General features: G+C 71.5%; 12 protein-coding genes. 4 read left to right on the plus strand and 8 right to left on the minus strand.

Annotated features, from left to right (window positions below; genetic code table 11):
• Positions 1-7 precede the first annotated feature (7 nt).
• From ACWD3O_RS27810 to ACWD3O_RS27825, 4 genes are all read right to left on the minus strand, one after another.
• Positions 8-721, minus strand: a complete 714-nt coding sequence (locus ACWD3O_RS27810) for an acyl carrier protein (protein ID WP_451413764.1) — start codon at positions 719-721, stop codon at positions 8-10.
• A 160-nt stretch (positions 722-881) separates the two neighbouring features.
• Positions 882-1,712 (minus strand): AfsR/SARP family transcriptional regulator, encoded by an 831-nt coding sequence (locus ACWD3O_RS27815; protein ID WP_451417772.1) that lies wholly within the window; start codon positions 1,710-1,712, stop codon positions 882-884.
• 144 nt (positions 1,713-1,856) lie between these two features.
• Positions 1,857-2,465: a ScbR family autoregulator-binding transcription factor gene (locus tag ACWD3O_RS27820; protein ID WP_451417773.1), complete on the minus strand. Its 609-nt coding sequence runs from the start codon at positions 2,463-2,465 to the stop codon at positions 1,857-1,859.
• Between the two features lie 265 nt (positions 2,466-2,730).
• Positions 2,731-2,943, minus strand: coding sequence for an acyl-CoA carboxylase epsilon subunit (locus ACWD3O_RS27825; protein ID WP_451417774.1), 213 nt, complete (start codon positions 2,941-2,943; stop codon positions 2,731-2,733).
• Positions 2,944-3,147: 204 nt separating this feature from the next.
• Here ACWD3O_RS27825 and ACWD3O_RS27830 point away from each other — a divergent pair, with 204 nt between their 5' ends.
• On the plus strand, positions 3,148-4,110 hold the full coding sequence (locus ACWD3O_RS27830) for a ScbA/BarX family gamma-butyrolactone biosynthesis protein (protein WP_451417775.1): 963 nt from the start codon (positions 3,148-3,150) through the stop codon (positions 4,108-4,110).
• A gap of 351 nt (positions 4,111-4,461) precedes the next feature.
• Positions 4,462-5,130, plus strand: coding sequence for a ScbR family autoregulator-binding transcription factor (locus ACWD3O_RS27835; protein WP_451417776.1), 669 nt, complete (start codon positions 4,462-4,464; stop codon positions 5,128-5,130).
• An 85-nt stretch (positions 5,131-5,215) separates the two neighbouring features.
• On the opposite strand, the gene ACWD3O_RS27840 is transcribed toward ACWD3O_RS27835, so the two are convergent.
• The 4 genes from ACWD3O_RS27840 to ACWD3O_RS27855 form a co-directional block, all read right to left on the minus strand.
• Positions 5,216-6,469 (minus strand): ParB/RepB/Spo0J family partition protein, encoded by a 1,254-nt coding sequence (locus tag ACWD3O_RS27840; RefSeq protein WP_451417777.1) that lies wholly within the window; start codon positions 6,467-6,469, stop codon positions 5,216-5,218.
• Complete coding sequence (locus ACWD3O_RS27845; protein WP_451413757.1) at positions 6,466-7,740, minus strand: AAA family ATPase; 1,275 nt, start codon at positions 7,738-7,740, stop codon at positions 6,466-6,468. Before ACWD3O_RS27845 ends, ACWD3O_RS27840 begins: the two co-directional genes overlap by 4 nt.
• A 204-nt stretch (positions 7,741-7,944) precedes the next feature.
• Positions 7,945-8,373, minus strand: coding sequence for a hypothetical protein (locus tag ACWD3O_RS27850; RefSeq protein WP_451417778.1), 429 nt, complete (start codon positions 8,371-8,373; stop codon positions 7,945-7,947).
• Positions 8,374-9,106: 733 nt separating this feature from the next.
• Positions 9,107-10,213 (minus strand): bifunctional DNA primase/polymerase, encoded by a 1,107-nt coding sequence (locus tag ACWD3O_RS27855; protein WP_451413751.1) that lies wholly within the window; start codon positions 10,211-10,213, stop codon positions 9,107-9,109.
• Between the two features lie 644 nt (positions 10,214-10,857).
• On the opposite strand from ACWD3O_RS27855, the gene ACWD3O_RS27860 reads away from it, so the two are divergent.
• Both ACWD3O_RS27860 and ACWD3O_RS27865 read left to right on the plus strand, forming a co-directional pair.
• Entirely contained in the window at positions 10,858-12,378 is a 1,521-nt protein-coding gene (locus tag ACWD3O_RS27860) for a DNA primase family protein (RefSeq protein ID WP_451413750.1), read from the plus strand.
• Positions 12,375-12,743 (plus strand): DUF6009 family protein, encoded by a 369-nt coding sequence (locus ACWD3O_RS27865; protein WP_356137361.1) that lies wholly within the window; start codon positions 12,375-12,377, stop codon positions 12,741-12,743. Before ACWD3O_RS27860 ends, ACWD3O_RS27865 begins: the two co-directional genes overlap by 4 nt.
• Positions 12,744-12,815 lie beyond the last annotated feature (72 nt).

Raw genomic sequence — 12,815 nt, forward strand, 5'->3', positions numbered from 1 at the left:
CGCCGGTTCAGCCGGCCCGCGACAGCAGGACGAGGGCCTCGTCGATGGTGATCCGGTTGTCGGCCACCGCGTCCAGCAGCGCCTCGACCCCCGAGGGCCGGGCGGCCGGGTCCGCCGCGGTGGTCAGGTCGGTGACGTGCGCGGCGACCGCCGCCAGGCTGGGGTGGTCGTAGAGCATCACGGGGCGCTCGTCCAGGCCGTAGATCTCGTTGACCGTGGCGACGAACTCCGCGCCGAGGATGGAGTCGACGCCCAGCTGCGCGAACGGCGCGGCGGTGTCGAGGTCCCAGGGGTCGCAGCACAGGATCCGGGCCAGTTCCTCACGGAGCGCCTCCAGCACCGGGCCCGTGACGCTTCCCGTCGTCCGCGGAGCCGGCTGTCCGGGGGCGGTGCGGGCGGCGGGCCGGGTGCCCGGGTGGGACGGCGCGGGCAGGGCGGCAGCGGAGGCGCCCTCCCGGGCCAGGTGCCGGGCGAAGGCCAGCGGCGTGGGGTGGTCCAGCAGGATGTCGGGCCTCACCGTCGTGCCGTACCGGGAGTTGACGGTGGCGACGAACTCGACGGTGAGCAGGGAGTCGAGCCCGAGCGAGCGGAACGTCTGGTCGGGGTCGATCTTCTCGGCCTTGAGCCGGAGCACGGTGGCGAGCACGCCGACGAGGTCGGTCACCAGGTCGGGGAACGGCTCCGCCTGCTCGGGCCAGGCTGTCGGGACGTGGTGCTGCATGGACGGCTCCAGAGGCGAGACGGGCGGGCACGTCGGGGCGGGCGGAACGGGTGCGGGCGGGCCGGGTGCGGGTGCGCCGGGTGCCGGGGGCCGGGTGCCGGTGGGCGACGCCGTGGGCCGGTGCGCCGGGGCCGGTGCGCGGTCGCCGGCGGCGCGGCTCCTAGCCGGCCCGGCTGAGCCGCTCGCGGCCGGCGGTGGCGCCGACGGGCGTGGGCTCGGGGCCCGACATGAGGATCGAACGCTGCATCCGGCGCAGCGCGGCGGACGGCTCGAGACCCAGCTCCCGCACCAGCGCGTTGCGCAGCCGCTGGTAGACCTCCAGTGCCTCGCTGCGCCGGCCGGAGCGGTGCAGGGCGAGCATGAACTGGCCGTGCAGGTTCTCGTGGGTGCGGTAGCGGTTGACCAGGACGGTGAGCTCGCCCAGGAGCTCGCGGTGGCGGCCCAGTCTCAGATCAGCCTCGATGCGCTGGTCGAGCGCGCACAGCCGGGTCTCCTCCAGCCGCCGCGTCTCCATCTCCAGCTGCGGCCCGGTGGTGACGTCGGCGAGCGCGCCGCCGGTCCACCGGGACAGGGCCTCGCGCAGGTGGCGTGCGGCCCCGGCGTAGTCCTCGGCGTCCATGGCCCGATACCCGAGGCCCGCCAGCCGCTCGAACTCGCGGACGTCGCTGGTGCCGCCGGCCGTGTCGAGGAGGTAGCCGCCGGGCAGGGTGACCAGCACGTCCTTGGCGGTGAGCCGGCCCGGCCTGCAGGGGGCCTGCTCGAGCGCGGCCGAGATCAGCTCCCGGATCTGGAGCACGTACGTCTGCAGCGTGGTGCGGGCGCTGCGCGGCGGCCGCTCCCCCCAGAGTTCCTCGATCAGCGTCCCGACCGGCACGACGTGGTCCGCCCGCAGCGAGAGCAGCGCGAGGAGCTGGCGCGGCTTGGGAGCCGTCGGAGTCACCGAGACGCCGTTCTCCCTGACGTTCAGCGCTCCCAGAACGTCGATGTCCATGCCGTCTCCCCTGTTTCTTGCGCGAGTTGGTACCTGCCCCTGCCGCTTCTGACGGGAACAACTAAAAAACAGCTCGGTCGGTTTGTCAATATGAAACCGACCAAGCTGTTTGTTTATGGAGGTGGGCGCGCTGTGCGGGCGTGCTCACCCGCCGCCGGTGGCGTCGACCGACGCGTGACGGGCCGTCAGGCGCGGCAGGAGCAGCCGCCAGAACCCCGTGACCCGCTCCTTCGACCACCAGGTCCGGTCATGGCTCCCCAGCACCTCGAGGCCCACCGTCGCGGCCACCACCGCCGCGGCGGCGTCGGAGGCCGCCACGCCCGCGCTGAGCCATCCGTCCCGTTCCGCGCGTCGCACGGTCTCCTCGACCCAGCGCTGCCACTCCCGCCGGGGGCAGACCCCCTCGTGGCGGCCGAGGTCGTCGCACAGCCCGAAGCCGGCCCGTGCGACGGCGTCCTCGGCGATCCGGCCGACCAAGCCGTGCGTGGCCCTGACCAGGGCGGACAGTGCTGTGGTCTCGCGCTCGAGCGCCTCCTGGACGACGTGGCGCAGCGCGGCCAGCGCCTCCTCCTCCACGGCCCGGGCCAGGGCCATCTTGTTCTCGAAGTGGAAGTGCAGGGCGCCGTTGCTGACCCCCGCCGCACGGCTGATCGCCGTCAGCGAGGCGGCCGTGAACCCTTCGTCGGCGAACGCCTGCGCCCCGGCGCGGATCAGCGCCCGCCGGGTGCGCAGCGCCCGCTCCTGCTTGACCATCAGTCGTCTCCTGGCGGGTGCGCTGGTCCTCGGCGGCACGCGGGGCACCCGGCGCCGCCCCTGCCGCGTCTGTCGTCGACGGGCCGGCCGTGTCCGGGGGGTACGGCCCCGTGGCGACTCACCCTCGGCGGGCGTGGCGGCCCGCGCCGCAAAGATTAACAAACCGCATATGCGGTTTCTAGTGATCGTCTGCCGCTCTCCCCGCCTCCCGGAGGCATGCCCGGGGGGTGGTGGGGTTGCGGCGGGACGGAGGGGCGGGCGGCGGTCAGCGCCAGCTGCCCGGGGCGCTGTACGGCGCGGCGGGTTCACGCTGCCGGCACCACCGCGGGGTGCGGGGTGCGAGAGGGGCGACTTCGGTCCCCGCCGCCTTCCGTCCGGCCAGCGCGTGCAACACGACGGCCAGTGCGGCCAGTTCGTCCTGGTCCGGTCGGCCCCGGTCGACGCGCCATGCCAGGGGGGTGACCTGCGGTTGGTCCACGTCCGCTCTCCTCTCGCCCTCGGTCAGGGTGGGCCGCCGCGCCACAGGGAGGCCGGAGCACCGCTCGAGCGGCGTCACCCGTTCCGCTGGAGGACGGACCCGGCCGTCCTAAGAGGAAGGTCTGATTCCCCTAGAAATAAAACCGACTGGTCTCTATCTTTTGAGTTCCTGCACACCGCGTCTTTCGACTCGTCAGGGGGAGCGATGACCGTGAGCACCATCCAGCCCGGCAACACTCTGATCCGCCGGCCCGCCCCGCAGGCCGCGCCCAGGACGCTGACCAGCACCGTTCCCAGGGAACTGGTGCACCGCGCAGCAGTCGCCGAGGTCATGCTCACTGGCTGGGAGCGCCTGGACGACACCAATTTCCGGATGACCGCCCAGTGGCCGAGGGGTCACAGCTTCTTCACGCCGACGGAAGGCGGACACCACGACCCGCTGATCGCCGCCGAAACGATCCGTCAGGTCGGTTCCCTGCTCGCGCACGCCGAGTTCGGCGTCCCCTTCGGCCACCAGTTCCTGATGGAGGACCTCGCGCTGACGGTGCACCCCGAGCACCTGCTCATCGGCCCGGCGCCCGCCGAACTGGAACTGGAGGTGACCTGCGCGGCTGTCAGACGAGGAAGACGGTTGAGCGCGCTGCGCTACACGACGACCGTGCTGCGGGGCGGCCGGCGCGCAGCCTCCGGCCGGTTCTCCTTCACGTGCGTCGCTCCGGCCGTCTACCGGCGACTGCGTCCTGAGCGCGTCCTCGACCCCGGGTACCGCCCCCTCGCCCTGACCGCTCCGGTGGCACCGCAGAGCGTGGGCCGCCTCTCCCCGTCCGACGTGGTCCTCTCCCCCACCGCTGCCCCGAACCTCTGGCAGTTGCGGGTCGACACCCGCCACCCGGTCCTCTTCGACCACCAGCTCGACCACGTTCCCGGCATGCTGCTGCTCGAGGCTGCCCGCCAGGGGGCGACCGCGGCCCTGGGAGCCCGCTCGCTCCTGCCCCTCACCATGGCCTGCGACTTCAAGAAGTACGTCGAACTCGACCTGCCGTGCGTGATCGAGGCCGAGCCGGAGTCCGTGGGCGGGCCCGACGCCCCCGCCGTCGTCCGGATCGTCGGCCGTCAGCAGGACGAAACCGTGTTCACCTGCGTCGTGACGGCCCTGCCCGCGACCTGATCCCGACGGCAGCGTCGCGGGCGGAGTGCGTCTCCGCCCGCGCAGCGCACCTTCCGGCAGCGCACCTCCGACGGCGCGGCGCCCGCGCGGGTGAGAACGCTCGGCACGCCCGCCCGCACTCGCCCACCGTGGTCTTCCCCACCCCCGAACGGCCGGCCCAGGAGCCGGCCTCAGACATTTCTCGACGCCTCTTCAGCCCGGCCGTGCACATGTCTCCGGCAAACACCAGGTAAAACGGGCACCTGCCCCGGATCCTCCGCCCTCTAAGATACAGACTGGGCGGTTTTTTTGCGTCCCGGGCGGGCGTCCTGTCCGCCCACGGCACCAGCAGCAGGAAGCAGGGATGAAGGGATGACGCAGGAACGGGCCATCCGTACCCGCAGGAGGATCGTCGCGGCTGCGGCGCAGGTCTTCGAGGAGCGTGGCTACCAGGCCGCGACCATCGCGGAGATCCTCAGCACCGCCGACGTGACCAAGGGCGCTCTGTACTTCCACTTCGGGTCGAAGGAGCAACTCGCCCAGGCGGTCCTCCACGCACAGGACCAGCAGTTCGCGGTTCCGGAGCGTGCCTGCAAGCTGCAGGAACTCAGCGACGTCGTCCTCCTGCACGCCTACCGCCTGCAGACCGACCCCATGGTCCGCGCGGGCGTGCGTCTGAGTCTGGACCAGCAGGCCGAGGGACTGGACCGCAGCGGCCCCTTCCGGCGCTGGAGCGAAATCTGCCGGACGCTGCTGGAAGCAGGCAAGGCCCAGGGGGAACTCCTCCCCCATGTCGAGCCCTTCCTCACCGCCGACGTCATCGTCGGGACCTTCGCCGGCATCCAGTCGATGTCGCAGGTCATGAGCGACCATCAGGATCTGCAGAGCAGGACGTCCGACCTTCTGCGTCACCTCCTGCCCTCCATCTCCGTGCCCTCGGTCCTCGGCTCCCTGGACCTCTCCCCGGAGCGCGGGGCAGCGGTGTACGAGGAGATCAGGTACGCCGACACCGGCGCCACCGTCGTCTTGGCGGCCGGCTGACCCGCTCCCCCTCCCCCGGCCCGGCCGCCATGCCCGGCGGCCGGGCCGCAGCCCCGGGCCTGACCGGGCACGCGTCGCAGCCGGGTCAGGCCGTGGGGTCGGCGGCCGTCTCCAGGACCTCGGTGTACTGCCGCCGGTCGTCCTCCTTCAGGTCGTCGAGGAGGAACCGGACGAGCCGTGCCCGGTGGTGAGGCTCCATGCGCCGGCGCAGGTGTCCCGCGACGTAGAAGGGGTCGTCGTAGGGCAGCCGCCTCAGCTGTTCCTGTTCCTCCTGCTCCCCCGCCCGCTCCTGGTCGTCCGCCTCGGACGGGCCGGAGCGCGGCTCGGGGATGCCCTCGGCCTGCTCCGGGGCGGCGACGGCGTCCGCCGGGGCGGCGACCGCGTCCTCCCGGCCGACGACCGCCTCCTCCGGGGAATCGGTGTCCTCGGCCCGCGACACGGTGGAAGCTATTACCGGGTAATGACTCTCGACGCCGTCCTGCCGCGGTGACCCGCCAGGCGCGTCCCCGACGGGCGTACCCGGAGCCTCCGTCGCCGTGGCACCCGATTCCGCCGCCACCGGAGCCGCGGCAGGGGCGGCACTGGTGGCGGGGGCGACGGTGCTGCCGGTGTCGCCGGTGGCGGGCCTCTCCCCCACCGCCCTGCGCTTCAGTTCCTCCAGGGCCGCGGCCTGTTCCCCCTGGGGCCGGTTGCCGACGGCCCGCAGGAACTTGATGGGTTCCTGCCCGATCTTCGCCCGCAGTTCGGGCGTCAGGTTGAGGAGGGCCAGACGCTGGGAGATCCAGCCCTGCGACTTGTGGAGCCGCTTGGCCAGGGCCGCCTGTGAGCCGTGGATGTGCAGCAGCCGCTGCAGGGCCCGCGCCTCGTCGAGCTCCGGCAGGGCCTTGCGGTGGATGTTCGCGACGAGCGCGGACTCGAGGATCTCCTCTGAGTCGGCGCCCTGCTCGTCGTCCACCCACACCTTGAGGTGGGTGAGCCCGCATTCGCGGGCGGCGGCCAGACGGCTGCTGCCGTCGACGACGACATGCGTGGCGTTGGGCTCGAGGTCGGTCGCCTTGCCGGGGTTGGCCTTGATGTAGGCGTCACGGTTCATGACCGTGATGGCCTGCTTCTGCCCGTGTTCCTTGAGGCTTCCGGCGAGTTCGGCGAGGTCGCCCAGGCTGGAGCGGGGGTTGTCCGGGTTGGGGCTGATCCGGTCGACGGGCAGCTGGGTGGGAGGAGCGATCCCGGCCGTGGGGACACCGGTGGCGGCGGCGACCGCCTGGCGGCGGGCGCTGACCGGGGCGGCCGCGCTGCTGCCGAACCGCCCGGCCCCGAGCGCCTTGGCCTTGTTGCTCATGCCACCTCCCGTGCCAGCGCACGCATGCTGACGGACTGGTCGCAGCTGGGGGCGTAGGAGAGCAGGGGGCGCTTCACACGGACCGCTTCCTTCTGTTCTTTACGGTCCCCGATGAGGCCGACGACCCGCGGGTCCTTTATGTCGACCCATCCCTGGAGCGACGACGTGGCGATGAAGCCGCGGCGGCCGTCGTAGAGGTTGACGACGATGCCGAGGTAGTCGATGTCGAGGGCGAGGTCGCTGCGGAGGTCCTCGATCTGGGTGGTGAGCAGGTCGTAGGCGTCGGCGGAGCTGTCCTCGGCCTGAACGACGATCAGCGCACCGGACCGGCCGGCCTCCTCGCCCTCGCGCCGGCGGCCGTAGTAGACGGCCGCGTCCATGCTGAGGCCGAGGCTGGGCGGGCAGTCGACGAGGATGACGTCGTAGTCGTCCTCGATGGGCAGCAACGCCCGCTCGAGCGCCGCCTCGCGGGCACGCACGCTGGACAGGCGGACGTCGAGCAGGAAGGCGTCGTTGCAGGCGGGCAGCAGGTGGAGCCGGTCGCCGAAGGTCTCCGGCTCGATGGGGACGATCAGGTCCCGCAGGTCACCCTGAGGGTTGCCGCCCATGTGGTTGGTGAGGCTGTCGCCGTCCATCGGCAGGGGAGAGCCGCCGAGCTGATTGGTGAGGTGGCACTGGGGGTCGAAGTCCACCAGCAGCACGCGCAGTCCGGGACCGGGAAGGTTCTCGATCTCCAGCGGATCGGGGGCAGGGCGGCCGCCGTCGGCCTCCTGCTCCTCGCTCTGCCCGGCGGCGCGCAGCGCCTTCAGCAACTGCTTGGCGACGCGGACGGGGTGCAGCCGGTCGGCGGACTCCGCGAGGGCCTCGCCGAGTCCGGCGGTGATGGCGGTCTTGCCGACGCCGCCCTTCTGGTTGCAGACGATGATCCGTCGCGTGACGGCGGGCCGTTCGATCTCCGGCGCCGGGTTCGCGTCGAGCCACAACTGCACGGACTGGGCGAGACCCTGAGCGAGGGAGACGCCGCGCTGGGCGGCGATCTGCCGGAACTCGTCCCACTGCCCGGGCGGCAGGAAGGTGGCGAACGAGTCGGCGCCCGCGGTGGGGATGGAGTCGGGGGAGGAAGCGAGCCGGCACCAGCGGGTGATGCCCTGCTCGACGGCCTTCTGGATCTCGATGCCGTGCTGGGCGGCTCGGACCTTGAGGTTCTGCCGGAGCCATCCCGGCAGCTTGGAGACGACCTTTTCGCGGTCGGACGTGGCTGGCGAACTCATGGGGGATACCTTACTAACGCTTCCGGGGGGTGTGTGGCACCGACGCGTTGGGTTGGTCAGTTTTCACCCGTGAGGGTGTGTCAGCAGGGCCTCGGCCCCGGTCGGGGGATGACGTGGCCCCGACGATTACCGGGTAATGACGCAGCGCCCGTTATTACCCGGTAATGACGGCCCGGCCGGGCGCGAGGAGCGGAATCCATCGGCTCAAGAGCCGGCCACCCGGTCGGACTCCCGGATCAGCCGGACGGGCGCCACCCACACATAGACGAGCTGCGCCAGCAGACCGAACTGGAGTACCTCACCCGTGCCAGCGCCGATGTACAGGAACCCGCACATGAGCATCGGAACCGTCAGGATCGCCCGGAACCGAGCGTCGTTCATCCGCTGATGAGCAAGCCCGGCGACGACCATCAGGAGCACAGAAGGCACGCCCGTGATCGTGATCGATATCCGGGCCGCCTCGAGTTCCGACGGCGAGGTCAGAGGGACCCCGAGACTCTCGATGATCCCCACCCACGCCATCGCGCCGATGAACGGATACAGGACGACACAGAGAAGGACGCGAAGCAGCACCTTCCCGATCCTGAGCCTCCCCCGAGCCTCCCTGCCCGGCACGGCTGTCGCACTGCTCAACACCTCGCCACTCCCTCGGCCGGGAGAAGGCCCCGACGGAAAACGGGCCTCCGACGAGCCCACATGATCCACGCCTGGGGGCGACGTTCGGTTCCCGTCCGCCCGTCAGGAACTTCCTACTCGTCCCTCGCGCCCCCTGAAGCGGCACGGGACTGTCGCCCGAACGAGCCCTCCCACTCCTGGAATCACCAACAACCATCAAGCCCTGCACGAGAGGACAGCGGGGGCGGGGGAGAGGCCCCGGCTATTACCCGGTAATGACGCGCACCGTGGTGCGCCCGTCGAGGGCGGGCACACCGGGGGCCGGGGGAGAGGTACTGGCTCGGCCACTTCATTACCGGGTAATAGCCGACCCGCCTCGCACCGCCTCCGTCTCCACCGGATGGCACCCCCCGTCTCCTCAAGCCCCCGCCGCGAGGCCGCTCGACTATTACCCGGTAATGGTCGCTCCCCCTGACCCGGCGGCGGCCGTACGCGGCACCCCGGTTATTACCCGGTAATGACCACTGCCGTGCTGCTGGCTCGTGCCGCCGCCGGGACCCGGGCGCCCAAGCCAGCGGTGAGCACTCCATGCCGGGGCACGAAGGTCTCAGGCAAGAGGATCGGCCTTGCGGCCTACGACCTGGCATGCAACACGCGGATGCCACTCACCCGACGAGGCGTTCAACGGTTGCGGTTGGTCACTTGACCCGCCGCCCGGTTATTACCCGGTAATGGAGGAGAAGGGGACGACTCACCCGTTGAGGTACAGGGGGCGCCGGGCTCCCGCGGCCAGGCCGTTGCGGATGATCTGGGCCGCCCGCCGTCCTTGCCCCGGCCGGGCCAGCTCCGCGGTGCGCAGGAGCGCCTCCTCCGCTGCCTCCTGCGGGACGTGGCCGCCGGCTACCAGGCCGCCCACCGTGAACGCCGCGCGGTTCAGCTTGTCCGTGAAACCGGCGCCCTCGGGGACCGCGCCGCACGCCGCGACCTCGGCGAGGCAGTGCGCCAGCAGTCGCCCCGCCCGGTCACGGCCGCCGCCCGCCTCCACCACGGCCTGCCGCGCCCGGGGCGGCACCGGGCGCGGAGCAGGCGGCGGGGGAGTGGGGGCGTGGCCGGTGCGGGCCAACTCGGCGGCCAGCCAGGCGGGAAGCGGCGCGGGACGGCGAGCCTCGCCGATGGCGGTGTATGTGCCCGCGCGCGTGGTCGTGCCCGGTGCGACGATGTACCCGCCGTGGGCGCGGACGTCGACCTGCCAGGCCAGGGCACGTCCCGCGGTCGAGCCGGTGGAGCACTGCCAGCGGCGGCCGTCGGGGACCTGGTACCAGACGTGCATCCCGCCCGACGGGGTTCTCACCCGCAGCGTCGCCGTGTCCTCGGCCGGGCTCTCCCGGCCCGCCAGCGCGGCGAGGACCGCGAGCGTGTGGAAGCCGGTGCGCACGCCGGCCAGGTCCACGCGGTCGCTGATCTCGATCCCCGGCAGGACCCGGTCCCGGGGCGGCAGCTCCCGGCCCGGGTGGGCGTCGATGTCGATGACGACGAGCTCCGCGGGGCCGCAGGCGACACCCACTCCGAAGCGAGGGTTGACGGACCACCACTGCCCTATCCGTTCGAGGTCGAGCGTCGCCGCGTGGAAGCCGTGGCACCAGCGACCGGCCGCCGAGCAGGAGCAGTCGTCGAAGGTGTGGCCCGCCCCACGGCAGGCCTCGCAGTTCGCCGCCGGGGTCTTCTGGCCCGGCGCGAGCGGGAGGACCGGCCAGCCCTGGTCGGCGCACCAGCGGGCGAGGGCGACAGGTGCGGGCGCGGGGCTCCGGGAGGCCGCGGCGCTTGAGTCGCTGTCGGAAGAGTGCAGCTCATCAGGCATGCGGGTTCTCCTTGCAGCGACCGAAGCGACCGAAGCGACCTAACCACCGAACGGGCGCACACGGTAGTGCGGCGCCCTGCCGCACGTGAACACGGAGGGAAGAAAAAGAAAGCGGAAACCGACGGCACTCCCGGTTCGCGGCCCGGGCAGCGACCGACCGACCGTCGGTCGCTGCCGCCGCTGCGGGAAAAAACGCAGTTCACAGACGCGTGTCAGGCGATCAGCGACCGAAGCGACCGAAGGTTCCTATCTATGACGCACAGGCGCACGCAGGAGAGCGTCGTATACTCCCAAGCCGAGTCGCTTCGGTCGCTGATGTTCGAGCACACCCCCTCCGACCTGCGCATTCGCGGCGCGTCGACGGAGCTACCGAAGTTCGTCGGCAGCTACGGACGCCAACTTTCCGCGGCGTTGACAAACCGGACGGTTTTTTTCAGAGCTCTACGCCCCGTGATCGAAACTCGCTAGTGTGTGTGCATCAGTGGGTCGCTTCGGTCGCTGTTGGGAGAACACATGGCCGATGGGCCGCAGTTCCGGCGCATGGACTCACGGGGGTCCGGGCGTGGTCCGCTGGCCCTGCTCCGGGTGCGGCCGCGGTCCCTGCTCGTGACGCAGTGCCCAGCGCTGTGCTTCGGGGGGTATGTGTGACCATCGACCCCGGCGAGGGGCTTTTCGACCCCCGTGCCGTGGCCGCCCAGATCGTGGCGTACGCCAACAACGCCCACGCTCAGGGCCAAGGGCCGCAGGAGGCTGCGGATCCCGGCCCGCGACCTGAACACGCGACGGCGGCGGGACTGCTACCCGACACCCTCAGCGATCGCGGCAACGCCAAACTGTTCGTCAAGCTCTACGCCAACGACTACCGGCACGTCCCCGGCCTCGGCTGGTACCGGTGGGACTCCACGCGCTGGCAGATCGACGAGGAGGACACGGTGATGTGGGCCGCCGGCGACCTGGCCGAGAACATCGCCACCAACGACCCCCGCGGGGTGTACACCACGCAGGCCCTGCAGCAGCACCGGCGCCGGGCGTTGAGCACCTCCGGCATGAACTCCATGCTCGTCCAGGCGAGATCGGCCCCCGGCATGGTCCTCAACGCGGCCCTGCTGGACGCGGACCCGTACGCCCTGTGCACGCCGGGCGGCATCGTCGACATGCGCACGGGGCGGGTGCGGCCCGCATCCCCGGAGATGGACTTCCACTCCCGCTCCACCACCGTCAGCCCGCGGCAGATGCCCACGCCCCGCTGGCTCCGGTTCCTCACCGACACCTTCGGCGAGAACGCCGAGGGCGAGGAGATGATCGACTTCCTCCATGTCCTGCTGGGCTACTCGATCACGGGAGACGTCGGTGGCCAGGTCATGCCCTTCCTGTTCGGCTCCGGCAAGAACGGCAAGTCCGTGCTGCTGGACGTCCTGCTCAAGCTGCTCGGCGACTACGCCGACGCCGCGCCCCCCGGGTTCCTGATGGCCCGCCCCTACGAAGGACATCCGACGGACCTCGCCGAGCTGCACGGCCGCCGGGTCATCGTCTGCTCCGAGGTCAAGCCGGGCGACCGTTTCGACGAGGCGCGGGTCAAGCTGCTCACCGGTGGCGACCGGATCAAGGCGAGACGCATGCGGCAGGACTTCTTCAGCTTCGAGCCGACGCACAAGCTGTGGCTGCTGGGCAATCACCGGCCCGAGGTGGGCACGGGCGGTTTCGCCTTCTGGCGCCGCATACGCATGATCCCCTTCGAGCGGGTCGTGTCCGACGACCGCAAGATCGACAATCTGGCCGACCTGCTCGTCACCGAGGAGGGACCGGGCATTCTCAACTGGCTGATCGACGGCTCCCGCCGCTACCTGGCCGGCGGCAAGGACCTCACCGGCCCCGAGCGCGTCCGGGTGGCGACCACCGCCTACGCCGAGACCGAGGACCACACGGGCCGCTTCCTCGCCGAAGTGTGCCGCCTCTCACCGGAGTTCAGGGTGGAACAGGCGCAGCTCTACCAGCGTTACAAGGGGTGGTGCCAGAATGAGGGCGCCTCCCCCCTTTCGTCCCGGTCCTTCGCCGCGCGGGTCCGCGAGGCGGTGGGGCTCGCGTCCCCGAAGGGGATGATCCTGTCCAACCAGCGGAAGTACTACCCGGGCATCGGGCTGCTCGCCCATGAGGAGGACGCATGAGTGCCCTCATCGCAGAGGACGAGATCAGTCACGAAGTCGCCCTCGTGTGGCTGGAGGACGTCGACGGACTCGACTACGTGCGGCAGAGCCTGGACCGGCTGCCCACCCGTCGTGGCAAGCCCGCCTACCACCGTGACGGCAGGATGATCGGGTACGCCCAACTCGGGCCCCGGGCACGGCCGTCGCACTCGTCGGGCACCTTCCGCCGCCGGGTCTTCTGGCTGCTGCCCCACGACCGCGACACCGAACCCGACGGCCTGTACGCGACCGGCGCGCCGGCCGAGGCCGTCGACCCGCGCACCCTCGCTCCCGGCGTCAAGGGACGCAAGACCGAACGCTCCAAGGGCGGCGTCGCACCGGCCTGACCTCGCACGTCGGTCCCACCCGGCCCCTCGGGCACACCCTTGCAAAGAACCGTCTGCCCGGTATATTTTTCG

This window comes from Streptomyces sp. NPDC002640 (genome assembly GCF_053592575.1).